Genomic DNA, 23,045 nt, shown 5'->3' with positions numbered 1-23,045 from the left:
TTAATAAATATTAACTTTGCCCTTTTGGGCAAAGTTATGTTTATTTTATTTTTGTGTCAAAATAATTAGGGATAGGTGATGAGATGGAAAAGAAAGCTCCTTTTATCAGAATAGAGAAGCTTACAAAAAAATTTGGAAAAGTAGTTGCGAATAATAATGTGAATTTAACTATAAATGGTGGGGAAATCCATGCCTTACTTGGAGAAAATGGAGCAGGTAAAAGTACTTTGATGAATATGCTTTCAGGTGTTTATTCTCCTGATGGTGGTGCTATGTATATCCATGGTAAAGAGGTTAAATTTTCATCACCTAAAGATGCAATAAAATCAGGTATAGGGATGATATATCAACATTTTAAACTTGTAGATGCTATGACAGCTTTAGAGAATATTTTGATTGGGCAAAAAGGAAAAATTTTTATAAATAAAAAATCTGCAAAGAGTGAAATTGAAGAAATTATTAATAGATTAGAACTTAATGTTGATTTGAATAAATACGTACATGATATGTCAGTTGGGGAAAAACAGAATTTGGAGATATTGAAAGTTTTATATAGAGGAGCTAATATTTTAATTCTTGACGAACCAACAACAGTTTTTACTCCTCAAGAGAGCATTAAATTATTTAATATAATGAATAGGATGAAAAATGAAGGCTGTGCAATAATATTTATTTCTCATAAAATGGATGAAGTTATGAAAGTTGCAGATAAGGTTACTGTACTTAGAAAAGGAGAGTCTATTAAAACTCTTGATAAGAAAGATACAAATCCTAAAGAATTAACAGATTTAATGGTTGGAAAATCTGTAGATTTATCTATAAAAAGGACGGCTAGAGAAGGGGAAGAAAATCTCCTTGAGATTAAAAATTTAAGAGTTGTTGATGAAGAGAAAGTTGAAAAGTTAAAAGATGTAAATATAAATGTAAGAAAAGGTGAAATTCTTGGGATTGCAGGTATTGCAGGAAGTGGACAGAAAGAATTATGTGAAGCAATAGCTGGAATTCAGAAGGTTAGGCGTGGCGAAATTAATTTTGATGGCGAAAATATAGTGGGTAAAACTCCAAGAGAAATAATTACTAAAGGAATTAGTATGAGTTTTATCCCTGAAGATAGATTAGGTATGGGATTAGTTGCATCTATGGACATGGTGGATAATGTTCTGCTAAAAGAGTATCAAAAGCAAAAGGGTATATTTATTAATAGAAAACCTGTTGTAAAGAAAGCAGAAGAAATGGTTGAAAAATTAGAAATAAAAACACCCAATGTGCATTATCCAATAAAGTATTTGTCTGGTGGAAATATTCAAAAGATACTTTTAGGAAGAGAATTAAGTTTATATCCTAAGTTGCTAATAATGGCTTATCCTGTAAGAGGATTGGACGTTAATACGTGTCATACAATATATGATTTAGTAAATATAGAAAAAGAAAAGGGCAATTCTGTTATTTATATTGCAGAAGATTTGGATGTTTTAATAGAATTATGTGATAGAATTGCAGTTATTTATAATGGTGAAATTACTGGAATAGTAGACGGAAATCACATAACTAAAGAAGAAATAGGTTTACTTATGGTTGGTAAAGACTTATCAAAGGAGGACAAATAGATGATTAGAATAGTTAAAAAAGGAGACACTACAAGAATTCAATCTCTAATAATTACGACAATAGCGATTATTCTGGCTATCTTAGTAACTTCTCTTTTTATTATTGCTTTAGATTTTAATCCTATTGAAGTTTATAGGTCTATGATCAAAGGAGCTTTTGGGTCTACATCGAAAATAAGAAGAACAATTATTATAGCAATTCCTTTGCTTATAACATCACTAGGGATTGGTGTTGCGTTTAAAATGAAATTTTGGAATATAGGTGGGGAAGGTCAAATATTGATGGGTGCATTTGGAGCTGCCTTCATAGCTTTGAATTTTTCATATTTACCTAAGCCTGTTGTTTTAATATTAATGGCTATCTTTGGAATGTTAGCAGGCGGTATTTGGGCTTTAATTCCGGCTGTATTAAAGTCTAAATGGGGAACTAATGAAACTATTGTAACGTTAATGATGAACTATATAGCTTTGAAGTGGATAACTTATTTACAATATGAAAAATGGAAAGACCCTGCATCTTTAGGCTTTCCTAAAATAGCTAATTTTGATAGTAATGCAGTATTACCAAAAGTTTTTAATATTCATATTGGATGGATAATAGCTTTGATTTTGGTTGTAGTAATGTATATATTTATGAATTATACGAAAAAAGGTTATGAAATAAGTGTGTTAGGTGAAAGTGTGAAAACAGCTCAATATGCAGGAATAAATGTTAGAAAAACTATGATAACTGCAATTTTAATAAGTGGTGGATTATGTGGTTTGGTTGGAATGATTCAGGCGTCAGGTGTTAGTAGTACCCTTTCGGTTGAAGTTTCAGGAGGGGTTGGTTTTACAGCAATTATTGTTGCTTGGCTTGGTTCTTTATCAGCACCTATCATTTTAATAGTATCTGTACTTTTTGCAGCCTTACTTCAAGGTGGAGCATATATACAAACTGCTTTTGGAATCCCAGAGGCGGCGGCGGCAGTTCTTCAAGGTATGATATTATTCTTTGTACTTGGTAGTGATTTCTTTATTAGATATAAGGTTGTCTTTGAAAAAGAAAATAAAAATAAGGAGGCAAACTAAATGAATTTATTTGTAGGTTTTTTGGCTGCAGCCATTGTAGCGGGTACTCCTATACTTTTTGCTACCCTAGGTGAGATTTTAACTGAAAAGGCAGGACTTTTGAATCTTGGCGTTGAAGGAATGATGCTCATGGGTGCCGTTATTGGATTTATAGTAGGACTAAAAACAGGAAGTCCAATATTAGCTCTTTTAGGAGCCGCTTTTGCAGGTGCTGCGGGTGCTTTAATATACGGGTTTTTAACAATTAGCTTGAGAGCAAATCAAGTTGTTACAGGACTTACATTAACTATATTTGGTACAGGTTTTTCTTCGCTAATGGGAAAATCTCTAATGGGAGAAGTTGTACCTGAAACTCTAAAAACGTTTTTTAGAACATTGCCTATACCAGGTTTATCAAAAATACCGTTTTTAGGTAATGTATTTTTTAGCCAAAATATATTTGTATATCTTGGGTATTTATTAGCTATAATAATAGGCATATATTTTTATAATACTAGAAAAGGGCTTAATCTAAGGTCTGTTGGAGAAAATCCTAAATGTGCAGATGCAGCAAGTATAGATGTAATGTTATATAAGTATGTGCATGTACTGTTAGGCGGGGCTCTGTGCGGGCTAGGAGGAGCATATTTATCTTTAGTTTATATTCCATCATGGCAAGAGAATGTAACAGCAGGTCGAGGATGGATAGCAGTTGCTTTAGTAATATTTGCGGCATGGAATCCATATAAAGCACTTTTTGGAGCTTATTTATTTGGTGCTTTAGGGATAGTTGCATTTAGATTTACTGTAATTACTGAGTATGTATCTTTGTATTTTATTGACATGCTTCCTTACTTAGTTACTATAGTGATTTTAGTTATGGCATCTATTAATAAAAGTAAAAATGCAGGACCTGCTTCTTTGGGTGAGGCATATTTTAGAGAAGAGAGATAATAAGTTTGACATATAAATTTTCATGTGGTATTATCATTGATAAGTAAATTAAATACTACCTTTAACTTAGTCCAGAGAGACTGAGAAGGAAATGATAACTGATAATATTCATGCATTGAATATGACTACGCTATTTTTATACCTTCTCATCAGAGAAGGTATTTTTATTTATAGTTAATTAAAGATTTTCTGACCACAGGGAAGAAAATCACCTACAATTGTGAATTGTACATTGAATTAAAAATTGCCTTTAAGATAGTACAGAGAGACTAAGAAGGAGTGATAATTATGTTAAAAGGAAGAAGTCTTATTGATCCAATGAATTTTTCAATAGAAGAGATGGAAGAAATATTCTCCCTAGCAGAAGAAATAATTGAAGCACCGGAAGAATTTTCTGATGTGTGTAGAGGTAAATTGTTAGCGACATTATTCTATGAACCTAGTACAAGGACTAGACTTAGTTTTGAAGCAGCGATGCTTAGGCTTGGTGGACAGGTACTTGGATTCTCTGATGCCAATTCTAGTTCAGCTAAAAAGGGAGAATCATTAGGAGATACCATAAGAACTGTAGGGTGTTATGCTGATATTGCAGCTATTAGACATCCTAAAGAAGGTTCAGCCTTAGCGGCATCAATGTATTCAGAAATACCTGTAATTAATGCAGGTGATGGTGGACATCATCATCCAACTCAAACTCTTACAGATTTACTTACAATTCGTCAAACAAAAAAAAGTTTTTCAAATCATACTATTGTTCTTTGTGGAGATTTAAAATTTGGAAGGACAGTACATTCCCTTATAAAAGCTCTATCAAGATATCCTGATAATAAATTCCTTCTTGTTTCACCACAAGAATTAAAAATTCCAGATTATATAAAAAATGAAGTTCTTCGAAAAAAGAATATTGAGTTTAAAGAATTATCAAGTCTTGAAGAAGCAATTAAAGATGGCGATATCCTTTATATGACTAGAGTACAAAGAGAAAGATTTTTTAATGAAGAAGATTATGTGAGGTTAAAAGATAAATATATTTTGACTAATAAAATATTAAAAGATGCAAAGGAAGATATGATTATTTTACATCCATTACCAAGAGTTAACGAAATAGCAGGGGAAGTTGATAAGGACCCAAGGGCAGTTTATTTTAAGCAAGTAAAATACGGTATGTATGCAAGAATGGCTCTTATTATGAAAACTTTGGGGGTGGAATAAATGTTAAATATAGATAGTATTAAAAATGGGCTAGTAATAGACCATATAACAGAAGGAAAGGGTATTGAAATATTCAATTATTTAGGATTAAAGAAGGTGGATTATCCTGTTGCTTTAATTATTAATGCTTGCTCAGGAAAGCTAAAGAAAAAAGATATCATTAAAATAGAAAATAAAATTGATTTAAATCTTGAGATTTTAGGTTTAATAGATTCTAATATAACAATAAATAAGATTGAAAATGAAAAAATCGTAGATAAAATAAAACTGAAATTACCAGAAGAAGTTACAAATATTCTAAAATGTAAAAATCCAAGATGTATAACTACCACTGAGAATAATATTGAACATAAATTTTACTTAGGAGATAGAGAAGAAAAAAAATACAGATGTGTATATTGTGATGCCCTTTATGAATTTAACTCTGAGGGGGAGATATAATGAATTTACTGATTGAAAATGTTAGAGTTGTTGATAGTTTCATTGATTTTCTAGGATGTGTTTATATAGAGAATGGAATAATCAAAGAAGTTATAGAAGGTGAGCACGAGTATGCTAAAAATAAAGATTGTGAAGTATTAGATGGTAAAGGGAAAGTTTTAATGCCTTCATTTATCGATATGCATGCCCACTTTAGAGAACCAGGATATGAATATAAAGAAGATTTGGAAAGTGGTTCTAAAGCTGCAGTTAAGGGTGGGTATACATTTGCTAATTTAATGGCAAATACAAAGCCAGTTTGTTCATCCAATGAAGTTTTAGAAGAAATTTATAATAAGAATAGAAAAGTTGGTTTAATAGATATTCATCAATGTGTGTCTATAACAAAAGACTTTGATGGTAAATGTAGTGATCATTTACTGAACATCGATAAAAAGGTTAAATTTATTTCTGATGATGGAAAAGGTACTGAGGATAATTTAGTTATGTATAAAGCTATGGAATTGGCTAAAGAAAAAGATTTAACTATAATTTCTCATGCAGAATTTCATGATTTTGTGCCGATAGATACTAAAATATCGGAAGATTTGATGACAATAAGAGATGTATATTTAGCTAAAAAAATCGGATGTAAATTACATATGGCACATGTTAGTACAAAAGATTCAATGGAAGCAATTATTAATGCAAAAAAAGCTGGTGCAAAAGTCACGTGCGAAGTAATGCCACACCATTTAATTGAAGAAGTGGATAGAAGTTATAGAGTAAATCCACCTATAAGAGATAAAGAAGATGTTGAATTTATTAGAAAAGCTATTAAAGATGATGTGGTAGACGTTATAGCTACAGACCATGCACCTCATTCCAACGAAGATAAATTAAAAGGTTCTCCAGGGATATCAGGAATAGAGACATCTTTTCAATTATGCTATACAGCTTTAGTCAAAAATAGTTTTATCACTTTAAATAAGTTATCTCAGTTAATGTCATACAATCCAGCGAGACTTATGGAAGTTAATAAAGGACTTATTGAAAAAGGATTTGAAGCAGATTTAGTTTTAGTTGATTTAGATAAACAGAGCATGATAAATAGCGAAAACTTTGCATCAAAAGGCAAAAACACTCCATTTAATGGAACAGAAGTTTTTGGAGAAGTGATTATGACTTTAAGAAAAGGTCAAATTGTTTATAGAAAACAGTAACTTTATATAAAAATAATTTGCAATTAAGGTTGATTATTAGATATACAACTTCAACTATAAATCTATGCAATTCCAAAACTCACAAAAGTCTGAGATGTTGGACTTGGGTAGATTGCCTTTCAGTAATATATAGCTTAAGTAACGTAAAATTTTTTAAATTAAATAAAAGTTTCTCTGACGAAGGAAGAGAAACATCATCAATTGTGCATTGTGAATTGTGCATTGTGCATTGAATTAAAAGGGGTGTTTAAACAATGATAATAGATAAATTATATGAAAGAGTAGAGAAAAAAGGAAATGTATGTGTAGGACTTGATACTGCTTTAGATTATATACCAGAAGAATTTTCTAATAAGTTTAGTACTGTAAGTGATAAAATATTTTCTTTCAATAAAGAAATAATAGATGCAACAGAGGATTTAGCAGCAATTTTTAAAGTTCAAATTGCTTACTATGAAGCTATAGGGTTACAAGGTATGGATGCTTATGCAAGGACTTTAGAATATTTAAGAAAAAAAGATAATTTAATCATTGCTGATGTAAAAAGAGGAGATATATCAAAGACAGCCCAGATGTATGCAAAAGCACATTTTACAGGAGAATTTGAGGCTGATTTTATGACAATAAGTCCTTATATGGGAATGGATAGTATAGAACCATATAGTGAGTACATGGCTAAAAAAGAAAAAGGTTTATTTGTTTTAGTTAAGACTTCTAATAGTGGATCAGCAGATTTTCAATATAAAAAGAATAAGGAAGATAAATATTTTTATGAGGTTATCGGAGAAAAAGTTGAAGAGTTCGGAAAAGAATATTTAGGTAGTTGTGGATATAGTTCAGTTGGTGGAGTTGTAGGGTGTACAAATTCATTAGATGCAAAAGCTATAAGAGAAAAGTTGAAAGGAACATATTTCTTGATACCTGGCTATGGTGCTCAAGGTGGAAAGGGAGAAGACATAAAAAGTTATCTAGAGTGTGGTAATGGTGGTATTGTAAATTCATCTAGAGGGATTTTACTTTCATATAAAAAAGAAAAAGATGGAGAAAAAAGATTTGCCCAGTGTGCAAGAGAGGCAGTAATTAAGATGAGGGATGATATAAATAGTTTCAAAGGAGAGAAATAGATGATTTGCACAACAGAGAAGATAATTGATAATATAAAAAAAGCAGATGGTATATATCAGTTAACTATAGAAGGTAAATTTGAAGGAAAACCGGGACAGTTTTATATGCTAAAGGGCTGTGGGAATGATAAATTGCTACCTAGACCAATAAGCATATATGATATAAAGGAAGAATCAATTTCTTTTCTTTATGCTACATTAGGAGATGGAACAAAGGAACTTGCTTGTCTTCATAAAGGAGATTCTCTTCAGATAATGGGGCCACTTGGTAATTCTTTTGATGAGAAATACGGAGAAAAAATTGCAATAGTAGCAGGTGGTATAGGAATTGCCCCTATAAATTATCTTACAAAAAAATTAAAAGCATCACAAATAGATGTGTATGCAGGTTTTAGAAACTATACTTATGGATTAGAAGAAATAGAGAAACAGGTAGATAACTTGATTATTTCAACAGAAGATGGAAGTATAGGTAACAAGGGATATGTAACAGATTATTTTCAGCCACAAAAATATGATACTGTACTTTGTTGTGGACCTGAAATTATGATGAACAAAGTTATTAAAATGTGTATAGAAAAGGATGTTGATGTTTTTGTTTCTACAGAAAAGAGAATGGCTTGTGGTATAGGAGCGTGTCTAGTTTGCACTTGTAAAACAAAAGAAGGCAATAAGAGAACTTGTATAGAAGGTCCAGTTTTTAATGGAAAGGATTTGGTGCTAAATGACTGAAGTTAATATAGGTGGCGTAAAATTAAAAAATCCAGTAATTGCAGCTTCAGGAACATTTGGATTTGGAGATGAATATAATCAATTTTATGATGTTGGTATACTAGGAGGTATTTCTTCTAAAGGTCTTACCATTAAGAAAAAAGAAGGAAATGATGGCATTAGAATTTATGAAACTAAGAGTGGAATAATGAATTCCGTTGGACTTCAAAATCCAGGAGTAGAAAGCTTTATAAAAAAAGAACTTCAAACTATGAAAAAGTTTAATACGGCTGTAATTGCAAATTTAGGCGGAGGAACAATTGAAGACTATATAGAAGGCGTAAAACTTCTTAATGAAGTTGATATAGATATTTTGGAACTGAATATTTCTTGTCCTAATGTAAAACATGGTGGTATGGCTTTTGGTATAAAAGAAGATATTGCTTTTGAAGCTGTCAAGGAAGTAAGAAAAGTTTGTACTAAACCACTAATGGTAAAGTTGTCACCTAATGCTGAAAATATAGTAAAGATGGCAGAAAAATGTTGCGAAGCAGGGGCTGATAGTATATCATTAGTTAACACTTTCAATGCTCTTGCAATTGATATAAAAAAGAGAAAAGCAATTTTTAATAATAAAACAGCAGGCCTCTCTGGACCAGCTATAAAACCAATAGCTTTAAGAATGGTTTATGAAGTTTGCAAAGCTGTCAATGTTCCTGTAGTAGGAATGGGTGGCATTATGAATTGGAAGGATGCCATAGAGTTCATAATGGCTGGTGCTGAAGCAATACAAGTTGGAACAGCAAATTTTTCAAATCCTTATGCAGCAAAAGAAATTGTAGAAGGAATTGAGAAGTATATGCAAGATGAAGGAATAAAAGACCTAAATGAAATAAGAGGAATTGTATAATGGAGTGAAGTGTGAAGTGTGAAGTGTGAAGTGTGAAGTGTGAAGTGTGAAGTGTGAAGTGTGAAGTGTGAAGTGTGAAGTGTTGAATTTGCAATTTGCAATTTGCAATTTGCAATTAGCAATTGTGGTTGATTTTCTTCCCTTTGGTCAGAAAATCTTTGAATTAAGTGCTCGTTTTAGCGTTGCTAAAACATTGCTGGTTTAATAGAATAGGCTAAGTAAATAATTAATCAATTAAGCAATTAATAAATTAATCAATTAATAAATTAATCAATTAAAATAAAGATTCTCGACCAACGGGAGAGAATCATCCTTAATTGTGCATTGTGCATTGTACATTGTGCATTGTGCATTAATCACTTAAATTGTACATTAATCAATTAAAAGGGGGTATTATTGTGGAAAATATTAATGTTTTAGAAATTTTAAAAGAAAGTGAAGCTTTACTAGAGGGGCATTTTTTATTGTCATCTGGGAAACATAGTAATAGATATTGTCAATGTGCTAAACTACTTCAGTATGGAGACAAAGCTGAGAAAGTTGTTAGTGTAATTAAAGATAAATTAGTATCAGTAGAAGTTGATTTGGTTGTTGGGCCTGCTATGGGTGGAATTGTGGTTGCATATGAGCTTGGAAAACAACTTGGAGTGCCTGCAATATTTACTGAAAGAGTAGATGGAGAGATGACATTAAGAAGAGGCTTTGAAATAAAAGAGGGGCAAAAGGTTTTAATAGTTGAAGATGTTGTGACTACAGGTAAATCTTCATTAGAAACAGCAAAAGTTATTGAAAGTTTTGGGGCTGAGGTAATAGGAATATGTTGTATAGTTGATAGAAAAAGTAGTGTTGTTGACTTACCTATATACAGTTCATTAGAATTAGAAATTGAAAGTTTTGATAAACATGAATGTCCTTTATGTAAAGCTGGAATTGAATACATAAAACCAGGCAGTAGAAATATAAAATAGTTGAAAAAAGTAGGAGTTTATACTCCTACTTCTGTACGTAAAATTGTTTCTAGTTCTTTGCAACGTTCTTTATCCATAGCTGGCGTTGATTTGAGTTTGTAATCATATTTTAATATATCATATTTATTTTCGCCTAATTGATGATAAGGAAGTAATTCGATTTTTTCTACATTTTTAATAGTCTTTATTATGTTAGCGAGTTTCAGTATATGTTCTTCTGAATCGGTTAAATTTGGAACTACAACATGGCGTATCCATACTTTAGTGTTAGATTCATTTAAAGAAATAATAAAATTATCTAATAGTTTTTTATTAACACCTGTTAGAGATTTAAAATCTTCATCTGTGATGTGTTTTATGTCAAGTAAAACAAGATCTGTATATTTTAAAATTTCTTTGTGGTGGTTATAACCACACCCGGATGTGTCGATAACAGTATGAATATTATTTTCTTTGCAAAGTTTTAAACATTCTATAAGAAATTCTGGTTGCATTAGTGGTTCACCACCAGAGAATGTTACCCCACCACCGTTTTTGAAATAAGATTTATATCTTAAAATCTTTTTTATAAGTTCTTGTGGGGTAGTTTCGAAGCCTTCGTTAAATTTCCAGGTATCTGGGTTATGACAATAGGAACATCGTAGATTGCAACCTTGAAGAAATACTACATTTCTTATTCCAGGACCATCAAGAAGGCCCATACTTTCAAAAGAGTGAATTCTGCCTTTTATCATTGGAAAACCTGCTTTCATATGGATTTGAGTTTATCTATAAAAAATGTATTTTTTAATATAAACTTTTGTAATGAAACTTTAAATTCTTCTAAATTAGAAGTAGTATTAGAATTTTAACACTAAAGAGAGAAAATATCAATTCGTATTGACAAGGTAAAAATTAAATGATAGTCTATGTATAAATATAAAAATTAATGTATAAATATAAATTGAATAAATTAAATAGATCAATTTAATTAATTGAAACAGTAAAAATATGCAAGTGGATTTAGGAGGTATTGATATTGAAAGCATTTTTATATCTTGAAGATGGAACATTATTAATAGGAAAAGGTTTTGGGGCTACAGGGACTGCAGTGGGTGAAATTGTTTTTAATACTTCTATGACAGGATATCAAGAAATATTAACAGACCCATCTTATGCGGGGCAAATAATAAATATGACTTACCCTTTAATCGGCAATTATGGTGTGAATAAATATGAAGTGGAATCTAATGACATTCATGCTAAGGGATTTATAGTAAAAACATTATGCAATAGTCCATCAAACTATCTAAATGAAGGTTCATTAGATAGCTTTTTAAAAGAAAACAATATTGTAGGAATAAGTGGCATAGATACTAGAAAAATAACCCGTAAAATAAGAAATAGCGGTACGATGAAATGTGTTATTTCAACGGAAGAAATGTCTAATATGGACATTATAAGTATCATTGATAATACTGAAATTGATAAATATGTAGTTGATAAAGTTAGTACTAAAGAAGTAATCCATATAGAAGGGCATGGACCCAAAATTGTTGTTATGGATTTTGGTTCAAAAAAGAATATAATTAGAAATTTAAAAGATAGAAATTGTGATATATATATTATGCCCTATAATTCAACCTTTGATGAAATTAAAAAAATAAATCCAGATGGAGTGCTACTCAGTAATGGACCTGGAGACCCTAAGGATATTATAGAAGTTACAGAAGTTATTAGTGAAATTATAAAGATTTATCCTACCTTTGGGATTTGTTTAGGACATCAGCTTTTAGCTTTAGCAGTAGGAGCTGATACATATAAAATGAAATTTGGACATAGAGGCGGCAATCATGGAATTATTGATCTTGATTTAGATAGAGCTTCTATAACTTCTCAAAATCATGGATATGCAGTATCTAGTGAGAGCTTGGAAAATACTGATATGATAATCACACATAGGAATTTAAATGATGATACAGTAGAAGGAATGAAACATAAAACATTGCCGGTTTATTCAGTGCAATTTCATCCAGAAGGAGCACCAGGACCAACAGACTCAGCATACCTTTTTGATAAGTTGATGAATCTTGTAAAATAATACTAGTGTAATAATAGGAGGAAATAAGATGCCATTAGATAAAAGTTTAAAAAAAGTTATGATACTAGGTTCGGGACCTATAATTATTGGTCAAGCGGCTGAATTTGATTATTCAGGTACACAAGCTTGTAAAGCTATAAAAGAAGAAGGAATAGAGACTGTTCTTGTAAATAGTAATCCAGCAACAATTATGACAGATTTTAATATGGCAGATAAGGTATATATAGAGCCATTAACTGTTGAATGTGTTGGCAAAATTATTGAACAAGAAAAGCCTGATGGAATTCTTGCGGGATTTGGAGGTCAAACAGCTCTTAATATTGCCATGGAATTAGATGAAAAAGGAATTCTTACAGAAAATAATGTAAAACTTCTTGGAATTAATAATGAAGCAATAAAAAAAGCAGAAGATAGAGATGAATTTAAAGAACTGATGCTAGAAATTGGAGAGCCTATTCCCCATAGTACAATAGCAACTAATATGGATGAATGTATAGATTTTGTAGGAAAAGTTGGATTACCTATGATTATCAGACCTGCATATACATTAGGAGGAACTGGTGGTGGCATAGCTGAAACCATGGAAGAATATTTAGAAATTTGCGAGAGAGGACTACATATGAGTCCTATAACTCAAATCCTAGTAGAAAAAAGTGTTGCAGGTTGGAAAGAACTTGAATATGAGGTTATGAGAGATGCTAAAGACAATTGTATTATAGTATGTAATATGGAGAATATAGACCCTGTTGGAGTTCATACAGGAGATAGTATAGTAGTAGCTCCTTCTCAAACTTTAAGGGATACTGAGTACCATATGCTTAGAAAATCTGCTCTTAAGATAATAAGAAGTTTGAAAATTGAAGGTGGATGTAATATTCAATTTGCACTAGATCCTAAGAGTAGTGATTATATTGTAATTGAAGTTAATCCAAGAGTTAGTCGTTCTTCAGCATTAGCATCTAAGGCAGCGGGATATCCTATTTCAAAGATAGCAGCAAAGATAGCTATAGGATATAGTTTAGATGAGCTTAAAAACTATGTTACGCAGAATTCAAGTGCATGTTTTGAACCAGCATTAGACTATATAGTAGTAAAAATTCCTAAATGGCCATTTAATAAATTTGTAACAGCTGAAAGAAAATTAGGAACACAGATGAAGGCTACTGGAGAGGCTATGGCTATAGATAGAAGTTTTGAAAGTGCATTTTTAAAAGCACTCACTTGTCTTGAAAGTAAACTAATTGGTTTGAATTTGGATTATATTACTGAAATGAATGATGATGAATTAATAAAAAAGATTAAAAAGCAAGATGATGATAGAATATTTGCAGTATCAGAAGCACTTAGAAGAGGAATTACGCAAGAAGAAATTCATAACTTGACCTCAATAGATATGTGGTTTTTAGATGGTTTTAATAATATAGTGCAAGTAGAGAAAAAATTGCAAAGTAAATTTATTGATGACGAACTAATAGCAGAAGCTTGTAGTATGGGATTTACTAATGAGCAAATTAGCACACTTTCTAATATAGATGTTAAAAAAATAGAGATATTTAGAAAACTAAAAAAGATTTATCCTGTTTATAAAATAGTTGATACTTGTAGCGGAGAATTTGAGGCTGTTACACCATATTATTATTCATGTTATGATGACGAAGATGAAAATATAATTTCAGAAAACGAGAAGATATTAGTTGTAGGTTCAGGACCTATTAGAATAGGCCAAGGAATTGAATTTGATTATTGCTGTGTACACGGAGCGTGGGCAATAAAAGAAGCTGGTTATCAATCTATTATAATGAATAATAACCCTGAAACTGTAAGTACAGATTTTGATACCGCTGATAAATTGTATTTTGAATCGCTTTATATTGATGATGTTATGAATGTAGTAAATACTGAAAAACCTAAAGGCGTAATATTGCAATTTGGTGGTCAAACTGCAATAAATTTAGCTAAAAAGTTAGAAGATAGGAAAGTGAAAATTTTAGGAACTAGTTTTAACTCTATCGATTTAGCAGAAGATAGAGAGAAATTTAGTAATTTGCTAGAACAACTTGAAATTAAAAGCCCATCTGGAGCTGCTGTATATAACGTTGAGTCAGCATATGATGTTGTTGATAAATTAGGATATCCTGTTGTAGTTAGACCTTCTTATGTAATTGGTGGAAGAGGTATGGAGATTGTTTATGATAAAGAAGCCCTTACTAGGTATATGACAGAGGCAGTAAAAGCATCAGAAGAACATCCTGTTTTGATTGATAAATATGTAAGAGGAGTAGAGATAGAAGTCGATGCAATTAGTGATGGAGAAGATATTCTTATCCCGGGAATTATGGAACATGTAGAGAGAACAGGCGTACACTCAGGAGATAGTATTACAATATACCCAGAGGTTACTCTTTCAGATGAAGTAGTAGATAAACTAGTTAAAAATACTAAAAAAATTGCCAAAGCATTAAAAACAGTTGGATTAATGAATATTCAATATGTATTTGATGGTGAAGAAGTCTATGTAATTGAAGTAAATCCTAGGGCATCAAGAACAGTACCTATATTAAGTAAAGTAACTGGAGTACCGATGGTTAAACTAGCAGTTGAAGTAATGTTAGGTAAAAAATTAATAGATGCTGGATATGGTATAGGACTAAGAAAAGAAAAGAAATTACATGCAGTGAAGTTCCCTGTATTTTCAAATGAAAAATTAGAAAATGTAGATATATATTTAGGACCTGAAATGAAATCTACAGGTGAAGTTTTAGGCGTTGACAAAGATCTAGATGGGGCTATATTAAAAGGATTTTTAGGGGCAGGGTTTAAATTTTATGATGGCGGAACGTTATATGTATCATTGAAGGATGTAGATAAAGAAGAGGGAATTGAAACAGTAAGGGAATATTATAATAATAACTATAAAAAAATATACGCATCTAAAAATACAGGTGAAGTACTTGAAAAAGCAGGGATTCCTTGTGAAATAATTTCTATAGAGAAGCTATTTAAATTACTTTCTAAGGGAGAAATTTCATTAATTATTAATACGCCGACTAAAGGTAATATCGTTGGTACAAATGGATTTAAAATAAGAAGAAAAGCAGCAGAAAATAAAACAATAACTTTTACATGTATTGATACAGCCAATTTATATTTAAGAGCTAATAGCCATTTTAAAGAAAATAAAGAATTGAATTTTTATGCCTTAAATGAATTTTTCAACTAATTTCATACGAATGGTGACTAAAACAATAATAATTACTGGAAATAAGAAATAAATAACGGAAAAACATAAAAAAAGTCTTGAAAACTTTGAAATTTCAGGGCTTTTTTTGTATAATAACAATGTGAGTCATAAAAAATTAAGTGAATATAGAGATTATTTAGTGATTGTTTTGTTGATTTATTAGTTTTGGAGGGGATTTGATGGCGAAACCTAGTATGTTTAGTAAAGATTATGATAAAAAAATGAGAAAAATAAAAAAAAGAAGAAGATTTTCTATTGTTACAATATTAATTATTGCTTTATTTTCTGTTTTGCTTTTCAAAGGTAATATTGGAAATACAATTAGCAGTGTATTTACTTCAAATGTAGTTAACAATGACAAAGAGGCTGATTCTAATGAAGGCGTTGTAGTAGAAAATAAAGACGTAGCTCAACAAGACACGAGTCAGAAAGAAAGCGATCAATCAGAAATGAATCAACCAGATGCAAATCAACCAGAAAATACAAATGAAGAAAATGTTCCAGAAGAATTGGCACAACCTGAAATAACTAATATAGAGAAAAAAATAATTACTTTATCTAATAATGGAGAAGTTATAGTTTCTATTAAAACGGATAATGAAGTTAAAACAATAGAAGCAATTGAAGGTGTAGATTTACAGTATAGTATTAATGCTGGTAAACAAAAGGCAGTTTTATTAGATAAAGATACTAGTCGATTGCTACTAATAGATACATTTGGAACTGTAACAGATATAACAAATCCGCAATATGTATCATCTAGTAAAAAGGTTTATACAAAGGAGGATAGATTAAAAACTGATCCAGAGTATATTTGGGTGACACAGCCGGTATTTTTAAACGATAATACAGTAGTGTATTTAAGCAATTTACCTTGGTTTAATAAAAATGGTAGATTATATCTTTGGCAGTATACAATTGATTCAGGAAAACACATATCTAAAGATACTTATAATGGTATGACAATAACTTATGGTCAGATTACTGAAAATGGACTTGAATTAAACATAGATGGAGAAGTTAAGTATTTAAAATAAATATAAATTAAATAAAAATACATTATACAATAATTGAATAATTAAACAAAGTGAAGTATCATACAATATGGGGAGTAAACTTTTCCTATTTTATTGGATGATACTTTTGTTGTGTTATAGTAATGTATATCTTATGCTACGCAAAATTGACTATTAAATTAAAGATTTTCTGACCAAAGGGAAGAAAATCATCCACAATTGTGCATTGTGCATTGTGCATTGGTATTAGTATTTGCACTGTGAAATGTGAAATGTGAACTGTGAAATGATAATATATTGAGGTGATTATATGAAAATAGGTATGTCTTCAGCTTGCTTTTATCCAGACATGGATGTTGAAGATTCTGTGGAAAAAATGAAGAATTTAGGATTTGATTGTGGAGAACTTTTTATAAATAGTCCAAGTGAATTTAATGACAAGTTTGCAAATATTCTTTTAGAAAAGATTAATGAGCATAACTTTAAAGTAGTATCAATTCATGGCTTTTCATCTTTTTTTGAACCTTTTATGTTTAGCAAATATAAAAGGCGAAGAGATGATATGATGAAATATTTTTCGGATTTATGTAAACTTGGGAAAAAAATCGGCGCAGATTCATATACATTCCATGGTATGAGACTAGTAGATAGAAATGTACTATCACTGCCAGAAATTATTGATAGATACAATGAGATTTCATATATTGCTGCTGAGAATGGTATCAAATTTTCACAGGAAAATGTATCTTGGTGCATTTCTTCAGATTTGAATTTTATTGGCGAACTAAAAGAGAAAATTGAGAATCCGTTATATTTTACATTAGATTTAAAACAGGCTAATAAAGCAAGGAAAAACCCAATAGATTATATAAAAGTAATGGGTGATAAATTAGTGAACTTCCATATAAATGATTACGATGATGAAAATGTTTGTTTGCTTCCTGGTAATGGGGCAGTCAACTATAATGAGATTTTTTCTGAACTTAAAAAAGTTAATTATAATGGAGAAGCTATTATAGAAGTTTACAGAAATAACTATGAAAATTATGTTGAATTGAGTAAGTGTAAAGACTATTTAGAGAAGATACATCACTCTTTATAAATAATATAATATAACTTGACAAAAAAACTTGAATAATTACTGTAAATACTAAAGAAGGTATGTTATAATGTTAGAAGTCAAAAAATAAGATGATCGGTAGTAGGAGGATATAAATATGAACACTAATTTAGAAAAAGTAGAGAATAATATTGTAAAGTTAGAAATAACAGTTGAGAAAGCTGATTTTGATGAAGCTATGAAAAAATCTTATAAAAAGAATGTTAAAAGATTTAATATACCTGGTTTCAGAAAAGGTAAAGCACCTATGCAAATAATAAAAAGACATTATGGTGAAGGGGTATTTTATGAGGATGCAGTAAACTTTTGCATTGATGATACATATCCAAATGCAGTTAAAGATAATAATTTAGAGCCTGTAGATTCTCCTAAAATTGATATAGTTCAATTAGAAGAAGGAAAAGATTTAATTTATTCAGCAGAAATAGTTGTAAAACCAGAAGTTACCCTTAATGAATACAAGGGTGTTGAAGTTAAAAAAGTTAGCTATGTGGTAACTGATGAAGATATCGAAAAGGAATTATTAGCATTACAAGAGAAAAATGCAAGAATTTTCGTTAAAGAAGATGCTCCAATAGAAAAAGGCGATACTGCTATTATAGATTTTAAAGGATTTATAGAAGAAGAGGCTTTTGAAGGTGGAGAAGGGACCGATTTTGAATTAGTTATTGGCTCAGGTTCTTTTATCGATAATTTTGAAGATCAATTGATTGGAGTTAAAACAGGAGAAAAAGTTGAAGTAAAAGTAACATTCCCTGAAAATTACGGACAAGAAACATTAAATGGAAAAGAAGCAAAGTTTGATGTTGAAATCAAAGAAGTTAAAGGAAAAGAATTACCTGAATTAAATGATGAATTAGCTGATGATTCTTCAGAATTCGAAACTCTTGAAGAATTAAAACAAGATATTAGAAGTAAAAAAGAAGAAGAAAATAAAAATAAAGAAAAACAAGAATATGAAGAAGCAGTAATTGATGCAGTAACAAATAATGCTGAAGTTGACATTCCAGAAGTTATGATTAATTCAGAAATTGATTATATGATAAAAGATTTTGAACAAAGATTAAGCTATCAAGGAATGGATTTACCAACGTATTTACAATACACTAATTCTACAGAAGAAAGCTTAAGAGCAATGATGAAAGAAACAGCTGAAAAGAAAGTAAGAAGTGGGCTTGTACTTGAAGCTATTTCCAAAGCTGAGACCATTGAAGTTACTGAAGAAGAGTTAAAAGAAAGAGCTAAAGAAATGGCAAAACAATATACTGCAGGAAAAGAAGAAGAAGAAGTAAACAAAATGGTAGATTTATTAATGAATATGCAAAAAGATGCTTTAGAGAGTAGTATAGTAAGTGAAAAAGTAATAAATTTCTTAGTAGAAGAAGCTAAAGAAATTGCTTAATTAGAATAAAGTAAATTGCATATACAGCTATAAAATAATTGCCAGACTGAATCTGGCAATTATTTTATAAAATTTCAAGTTACAAAATTAGTAAATTAAGAATATCTTATTAAATAATAGGTGATAATTAAGAAGAAGAGTGGTATATTATTAATAAAAGGATAATTATAGAATAGGAGGGTTTTGAATGAGTTTGGTACCAGTAGTAGTTGAACAGACTAATAGAGGTGAAAGATCTTATGATATTTATTCTAGATTACTTAAAGATAGAATAATATTTTTAGGAGAAGAAGTTAATGATGTAACAGCTGGATTAATTATTGCTCAGCTGCTATTCTTAGAAGCAGATGATCCTGACAAGGATATATACTTGTATATAAATAGCCCAGGTGGTTCTATTACATCAGGAATGGGAATATATGATACAATTCAATATATAAAACCTGATGTTTCTACGATTTGTGTAGGAATGGCAGCATCTATGGGAGCTTTCTTACTTGCAGCAGGAGCAAAAGGAAAGAGATTTGCTTTGCCAAATAGTGAAATTATGATTCATCAGCCATTAGGTGGTTTCCAAGGGCAAGCAACTGATATAGATATACATGCTAAGAGAATTGTTAGAATGAAAGATAAGTTAAATGGGATATTAAGTGAAAGAACAGACCAACCATTAGATAAAATAAAAAAAGATGTAGAAAGAGATTATTTTATGGAGGCTCAAGAAGCAAAAGAATATGGGCTTATAGACGAAGTTATAATTTCTAGAAAGTAATTTACCTAGTGAGGTGTAATAATGGCAAAATACGATGATAAAAAGCAGTTAAAATGTTCATTTTGTGGTAAAACCCAAGAGCAAGTTAGAAGATTAATAGCTGGACCAGGTGTATATATTTGTGATGAGTGTATAGAATTATGCTCAGAGATTATTGCAGATGAATTTGAAGATACTGTAGATTTTGAAACAGAAACGCTACCAAGACCTATTGATATAAAAGAGTATTTAGACCAGTATGTAATAGGTCAAGATGAAGCAAAAAAATCACTTTCAGTTGCAGTATATAATCACTATAAAAGAATAAATTCAAATGTTAAACTTGAAGATGTAGAACTTCAAAAAAGTAATATACTGCTTTTGGGACCTACAGGGTCAGGTAAAACATTATTAGCGCAGACTTTAGCGAAATTTTTAAATGTACCATTTGCAATAGCTGATGCGACTACTCTTACAGAAGCAGGATATGTTGGCGAAGATGTAGAAAATATACTTTTAAAGTTAATTCAAAATGCAGACTATGATATAGAGAAAGCTGAAAGAGGAATTATCTATATTGATGAAATTGATAAAATAGCTAGAAAAACAGATAATCCATCTATTACAAGAGATGTATCTGGTGAAGGAGTTCAACAAGCTCTTTTAAAGATATTAGAAGGAACTATTTCTTCAGTACCTCCTCAAGGTGGAAGAAAACATCCACACCAAGAATTTATACAGATTAATACTGCAAATATACTCTTTATTTGCGGAGGTGCATTTGATGGTGTTGATAAAATAATAGAAAAAAGAACAAGAAATTCTAGTCTTGGATTTGGAGCAAGTATTCAATCAAAAGATGAGAAGGATGTTGGCATATTACTAAAAGATATTATTCCAAGTGATTTGTTGAAATTTGGTTTAATTCCAGAATTTATTGGAAGGGTGCCTATTGTTGTAACATTGAATTCACTTGATAAAGATGCTTTAGTACAAATACTTGAAGAACCTAAAAATTCTTTGGTTAAGCAATATAAAAAGTTACTATTGATGGATGATGTTGAGCTAGAATTCAATAATGAAGCTCTTTTAGCTATAGCAGAAAAGGCTATTGGTAGAAAAACTGGAGCTAGGGGTCTTAGGACAATTATTGAAGAAGTGATGAGAGATATTATGTATGATATCCCTTCAAATGAGAAAATAATCAAAGTAAAAATTAATAAAGAAACTATTGACAATAAAGAACCAGAGTTAGTTTTTACTGATGAAGAAAAAAGACCAAAAATAAACTCTAAAAAAAGAAAATCTAAGCCAAGAGGAACAGAGACAGCTTAAACACCGAATATTTCGGTGTTTTTTTATTTTCAGGAAAAAATCTTTCTACAGTTAAATGGAATAAATTATAAAATAATGTACATAATACAAAAGTGAGATAATATGTAGGGAGGGGTTATTATGATTGCTTCTGTATTGGCTATTGCGAATTTGGTGTTTTCTTCTATTATTGCTTTGTATTTTTTTAATGCTTTAAAACAAAACAAGAGCAATAAAGTAATAGTAAATAATGATTCTAAAAAAAAGATAGAAAAATTAAAAGAAATGGAAATGCTAAACCTGAGTGAACCATTATCTGAGAAAAGTAGACCTTCAAGTTTTGATGAAGTTATAGGTCAAGAAAATGGTATAAAAGCTTTAAAAGCAGCTCTTTGTGGACCAAATCCACAACATGTCTTAATATATGGACCACCTGGCGTAGGAAAAACAGCTGCCGCTAGATTAGTTTTAGATTATGCAAAGAAAAATCAAGGTTCAGCATTTTCGGATAAAGCAAAATTTATTGAAATAGACGCTACTACTGTACGATTTGATGAGAGAAGTATTGCTGATCCTTTAATAGGATCTGTCCATGATCCTATATATCAAGGGGCTGGCCAATTAGGAATTATGGGTATTCCACAACCTAAGCCAGGTGCAGTTACTAAAGCTCACGGAGGTATATTGTTTATTGATGAAATTGGTGAATTACATCCTATTGAGACTAATAAGTTATTAAAAGTTATGGAAGATAGAAAAGTCTTTCTTGAGAGTGCTTATTATAATTCGGATGATAAAGATATACCATTGTATATAAAAGAAGTATTTGATAAAGGGTTACCTGCTGATTTTAGATTAATTGGTGCTACAACAAAAAGCCCCCAAGAAATTTGCCCTGCCATTCGTTCAAGATGTGTGGAGATATTTTTTAGAAGTCTATCTAGTGATGAGGTACAATCTATAGCTAGTAATGCAGTAAATAAAATAGGTATAAAAATTGAAAAAGATGCAATTGAATTAATAGCTAAATACACTGCTAATGGAAGAGATACTGTAAATTTAATTCAACTTGCTGCAGGAATTGCATTTGGTGATAAGAGAAATGAAATTTTACTAAGTGATATTATGTGGGTTATTGAAAATGGACATTATTCGCAAAGAATTGATAAAAAGATAATGGAAAAACCACAAATAGGATGTGTTAATGGCTTAGCGGTGTATGGTGCTGAACTAGGAACTTTGATTGGAGTTGAGGCGGCTGCTCTAAAAGTTTCACCTGAATGTGGGAAAATAGTTTGTACAGGGATTATTGAACAAGAAGAGATAAAGCAATTTAATAGGAAATCAATATCTAAAAGTACGGCAAGAGCATCTTTAGATAATGTTGAGACTGTGTTGCAAAATATACTAGATATTAATATTAGTAATTATTATGTACACATTAATATGTCAGGTGGATTACCAGTGGATGGACCATCAGCAGGAATAACTATAGCAACTGCCATATATAGTGCTATAAAAAAAATTAAAGTTAACAATAAAGTAGCTATGACTGGAGAAATATCAATTTATGGCAAAGTTAATCCAGTTGGAGGTGTAAATGCAAAAATAAAAGCTGCTTATGAAGCAGGTGCAGAGCTAGTTATTATTCCTCATGAAAATTGGAATAGCCAGTTGAATATTGATAATAAAATAAGAGTTGTACCGGTTAAAAGCATCAATGAAGTATTACAACTAGCATTAATAAAAGAAAATATAACTATTGAAAAAAATACTATTGATGAGCATGATGGAGTACTATCAGCTAAAGCATATACAGATTAGAAGTTATAAATGTAAAAAAGTAGTTATCATATCATTTTTATGGTATAAACAATTGAAAATTTAGCTTTTTATCTGTATAATAGCATAGTATATTTAATTAAAAAAGTTATATAGAAAT

The 23,045-nt window shown here is 30.5% G+C and carries 19 protein-coding genes; 18 read left to right on the top strand and 1 reads right to left on the bottom strand.

What is annotated here, in order from left to right; translation table 11 throughout:
• The first annotated feature begins 83 nt into the window (after positions 1 to 83).
• The 10 genes from ACVHXK_RS02335 (at position 84) to pyrE (ending at position 10,179) form a co-directional block, all read left to right on the top strand.
• Positions 84 to 1,607: an ABC transporter ATP-binding protein gene (locus ACVHXK_RS02335; RefSeq protein ID WP_461204741.1), complete on the top strand. Its 1,524-nt coding sequence runs from the start codon at positions 84 to 86 to the stop codon at positions 1,605 to 1,607.
• Positions 1,608 to 2,678, top strand: coding sequence for an ABC transporter permease (locus ACVHXK_RS02330; protein WP_461204740.1), 1,071 nt, complete (start codon positions 1,608 to 1,610; stop codon positions 2,676 to 2,678).
• On the top strand, positions 2,679 to 3,611 hold the full coding sequence (locus ACVHXK_RS02325) for an ABC transporter permease (protein WP_461204739.1): 933 nt from the start codon (positions 2,679 to 2,681) through the stop codon (positions 3,609 to 3,611).
• 288 nt (positions 3,612 to 3,899) lie between these two features.
• A complete protein-coding gene (pyrB, locus tag ACVHXK_RS02320; protein ID WP_461204738.1) occupies positions 3,900 to 4,823 on the top strand; it encodes an aspartate carbamoyltransferase in 924 nt (307 codons plus the stop codon).
• The gene (locus ACVHXK_RS02315; RefSeq protein WP_461204737.1) at positions 4,824 to 5,264 is read left to right on the top strand and encodes an aspartate carbamoyltransferase regulatory subunit; all 441 of its coding nucleotides are present in this window, start codon (positions 4,824 to 4,826) and stop codon (positions 5,262 to 5,264) included.
• Positions 5,264 to 6,466 (top strand): dihydroorotase, encoded by a 1,203-nt coding sequence (locus ACVHXK_RS02310; RefSeq protein WP_461204736.1) that lies wholly within the window; start codon positions 5,264 to 5,266, stop codon positions 6,464 to 6,466. Before ACVHXK_RS02315 ends, ACVHXK_RS02310 begins: the two co-directional genes overlap by 1 nt.
• Positions 6,467 to 6,720: 254 nt before the next feature.
• The gene (pyrF, locus tag ACVHXK_RS02305; RefSeq protein WP_461204735.1) at positions 6,721 to 7,590 is read left to right on the top strand and encodes an orotidine-5'-phosphate decarboxylase; all 870 of its coding nucleotides are present in this window, start codon (positions 6,721 to 6,723) and stop codon (positions 7,588 to 7,590) included.
• The gene (locus tag ACVHXK_RS02300) at positions 7,591 to 8,322 is read left to right on the top strand and encodes a dihydroorotate dehydrogenase electron transfer subunit (RefSeq protein WP_461204734.1); all 732 of its coding nucleotides are present in this window, start codon (positions 7,591 to 7,593) and stop codon (positions 8,320 to 8,322) included.
• A complete protein-coding gene (locus ACVHXK_RS02295; protein WP_461204733.1) occupies positions 8,315 to 9,211 on the top strand; it encodes a dihydroorotate dehydrogenase in 897 nt (298 codons plus the stop codon). Before ACVHXK_RS02300 ends, ACVHXK_RS02295 begins: the two co-directional genes overlap by 8 nt.
• A 395-nt stretch (positions 9,212 to 9,606) precedes the next feature.
• Positions 9,607 to 10,179 carry an orotate phosphoribosyltransferase gene (gene pyrE / locus ACVHXK_RS02290; protein WP_461204752.1) on the top strand — a complete coding sequence of 191 codons (573 nt, stop codon included), beginning with the start codon at positions 9,607 to 9,609 and terminating at the stop codon, positions 10,177 to 10,179.
• A 17-nt stretch (positions 10,180 to 10,196) separates the two neighbouring features.
• Here pyrE and pflA read toward each other — a convergent pair whose 3' ends face one another.
• Positions 10,197 to 10,913: a pyruvate formate-lyase-activating protein gene (gene pflA, locus ACVHXK_RS02285; RefSeq protein WP_461204732.1), complete on the bottom strand. Its 717-nt coding sequence runs from the start codon at positions 10,911 to 10,913 to the stop codon at positions 10,197 to 10,199.
• 284 nt (positions 10,914 to 11,197) lie between these two features.
• Between pflA and carA the strand changes: the two genes are divergently transcribed.
• The 8 genes from carA to lonB all read left to right on the top strand — a co-directional run bounded on the left by carA (position 11,198) and on the right by lonB (position 22,927).
• Positions 11,198 to 12,259: a glutamine-hydrolyzing carbamoyl-phosphate synthase small subunit gene (gene carA / locus ACVHXK_RS02280; protein WP_461204731.1), complete on the top strand. Its 1,062-nt coding sequence runs from the start codon at positions 11,198 to 11,200 to the stop codon at positions 12,257 to 12,259.
• A gap of 28 nt (positions 12,260 to 12,287) precedes the next feature.
• The gene (gene carB / locus ACVHXK_RS02275; RefSeq protein WP_461204730.1) at positions 12,288 to 15,479 is read left to right on the top strand and encodes a carbamoyl-phosphate synthase (glutamine-hydrolyzing) large subunit; all 3,192 of its coding nucleotides are present in this window, start codon (positions 12,288 to 12,290) and stop codon (positions 15,477 to 15,479) included.
• Between the two features lie 200 nt (positions 15,480 to 15,679).
• Entirely contained in the window at positions 15,680 to 16,537 is an 858-nt protein-coding gene (locus tag ACVHXK_RS02270; RefSeq protein ID WP_461204729.1) for a hypothetical protein, read from the top strand.
• Positions 16,538 to 16,826: 289 nt separating this feature from the next.
• A complete protein-coding gene (locus ACVHXK_RS02265; RefSeq protein ID WP_461204728.1) occupies positions 16,827 to 17,618 on the top strand; it encodes a sugar phosphate isomerase/epimerase family protein in 792 nt (263 codons plus the stop codon).
• Between the two features lie 115 nt (positions 17,619 to 17,733).
• Entirely contained in the window at positions 17,734 to 19,038 is a 1,305-nt protein-coding gene (tig, locus tag ACVHXK_RS02260) for a trigger factor (RefSeq protein WP_461204727.1), read from the top strand.
• Between the two features lie 187 nt (positions 19,039 to 19,225).
• Positions 19,226 to 19,810: an ATP-dependent Clp endopeptidase proteolytic subunit ClpP gene (gene clpP, locus ACVHXK_RS02255; RefSeq protein WP_461204726.1), complete on the top strand. Its 585-nt coding sequence runs from the start codon at positions 19,226 to 19,228 to the stop codon at positions 19,808 to 19,810.
• A gap of 21 nt (positions 19,811 to 19,831) precedes the next feature.
• On the top strand, positions 19,832 to 21,124 hold the full coding sequence (gene clpX, locus ACVHXK_RS02250; RefSeq protein ID WP_461204725.1) for an ATP-dependent Clp protease ATP-binding subunit ClpX: 1,293 nt from the start codon (positions 19,832 to 19,834) through the stop codon (positions 21,122 to 21,124).
• Between the two features lie 123 nt (positions 21,125 to 21,247).
• On the top strand, positions 21,248 to 22,927 hold the full coding sequence (gene lonB / locus ACVHXK_RS02245; protein WP_461204751.1) for an ATP-dependent protease LonB: 1,680 nt from the start codon (positions 21,248 to 21,250) through the stop codon (positions 22,925 to 22,927).
• The last annotated feature ends 118 nt before the right edge of the window (positions 22,928 to 23,045 follow it).

The organism is Clostridium sp. DL1XJH146 (assembly GCF_054819755.1).
The sequence above is the reverse complement of the archived record's forward strand: the minus strand, read 5'-3'. Positions and strand labels throughout refer to the sequence as shown.

What these genes read in the sequence shown, in the direction of transcription:
- ACVHXK_RS02325 (WP_461204739.1), top strand. Translation starts at nt 2,679, where the DNA reads ATGAATTTATTTGTAGGTTTTTTGGCTGCAGCCATTGTAGCGGGTACT.
- clpP (WP_461204726.1), top strand. Translation starts at nt 19,226, where the DNA reads ATGAGTTTGGTACCAGTAGTAGTTGAACAGACTAATAGAGGTGAAAGA.
- ACVHXK_RS02335 (WP_461204741.1), top strand. Translation starts at nt 84, where the DNA reads ATGGAAAAGAAAGCTCCTTTTATCAGAATAGAGAAGCTTACAAAAAAA.
- ACVHXK_RS02295 (WP_461204733.1), top strand. Translation starts at nt 8,315, where the DNA reads ATGACTGAAGTTAATATAGGTGGCGTAAAATTAAAAAATCCAGTAATT.
- clpX (WP_461204725.1), top strand. Translation starts at nt 19,832, where the DNA reads ATGGCAAAATACGATGATAAAAAGCAGTTAAAATGTTCATTTTGTGGT.
- carB (WP_461204730.1), top strand. Translation starts at nt 12,288, where the DNA reads ATGCCATTAGATAAAAGTTTAAAAAAAGTTATGATACTAGGTTCGGGA.
- ACVHXK_RS02310 (WP_461204736.1), top strand. Translation starts at nt 5,264, where the DNA reads ATGAATTTACTGATTGAAAATGTTAGAGTTGTTGATAGTTTCATTGAT.
- ACVHXK_RS02330 (WP_461204740.1), top strand. Translation starts at nt 1,608, where the DNA reads ATGATTAGAATAGTTAAAAAAGGAGACACTACAAGAATTCAATCTCTA.
- pyrF (WP_461204735.1), top strand. Translation starts at nt 6,721, where the DNA reads ATGATAATAGATAAATTATATGAAAGAGTAGAGAAAAAAGGAAATGTA.
- pyrB (WP_461204738.1), top strand. Translation starts at nt 3,900, where the DNA reads ATGTTAAAAGGAAGAAGTCTTATTGATCCAATGAATTTTTCAATAGAA.
- pflA (WP_461204732.1), bottom strand. Translation starts at nt 10,913, where the DNA reads ATGATAAAAGGCAGAATTCACTCTTTTGAAAGTATGGGCCTTCTTGAT.
- ACVHXK_RS02265 (WP_461204728.1), top strand. Translation starts at nt 16,827, where the DNA reads ATGAAAATAGGTATGTCTTCAGCTTGCTTTTATCCAGACATGGATGTT.
- ACVHXK_RS02270 (WP_461204729.1), top strand. Translation starts at nt 15,680, where the DNA reads ATGGCGAAACCTAGTATGTTTAGTAAAGATTATGATAAAAAAATGAGA.
- ACVHXK_RS02300 (WP_461204734.1), top strand. Translation starts at nt 7,591, where the DNA reads ATGATTTGCACAACAGAGAAGATAATTGATAATATAAAAAAAGCAGAT.
- ACVHXK_RS02315 (WP_461204737.1), top strand. Translation starts at nt 4,824, where the DNA reads ATGTTAAATATAGATAGTATTAAAAATGGGCTAGTAATAGACCATATA.
- tig (WP_461204727.1), top strand. Translation starts at nt 17,734, where the DNA reads ATGAACACTAATTTAGAAAAAGTAGAGAATAATATTGTAAAGTTAGAA.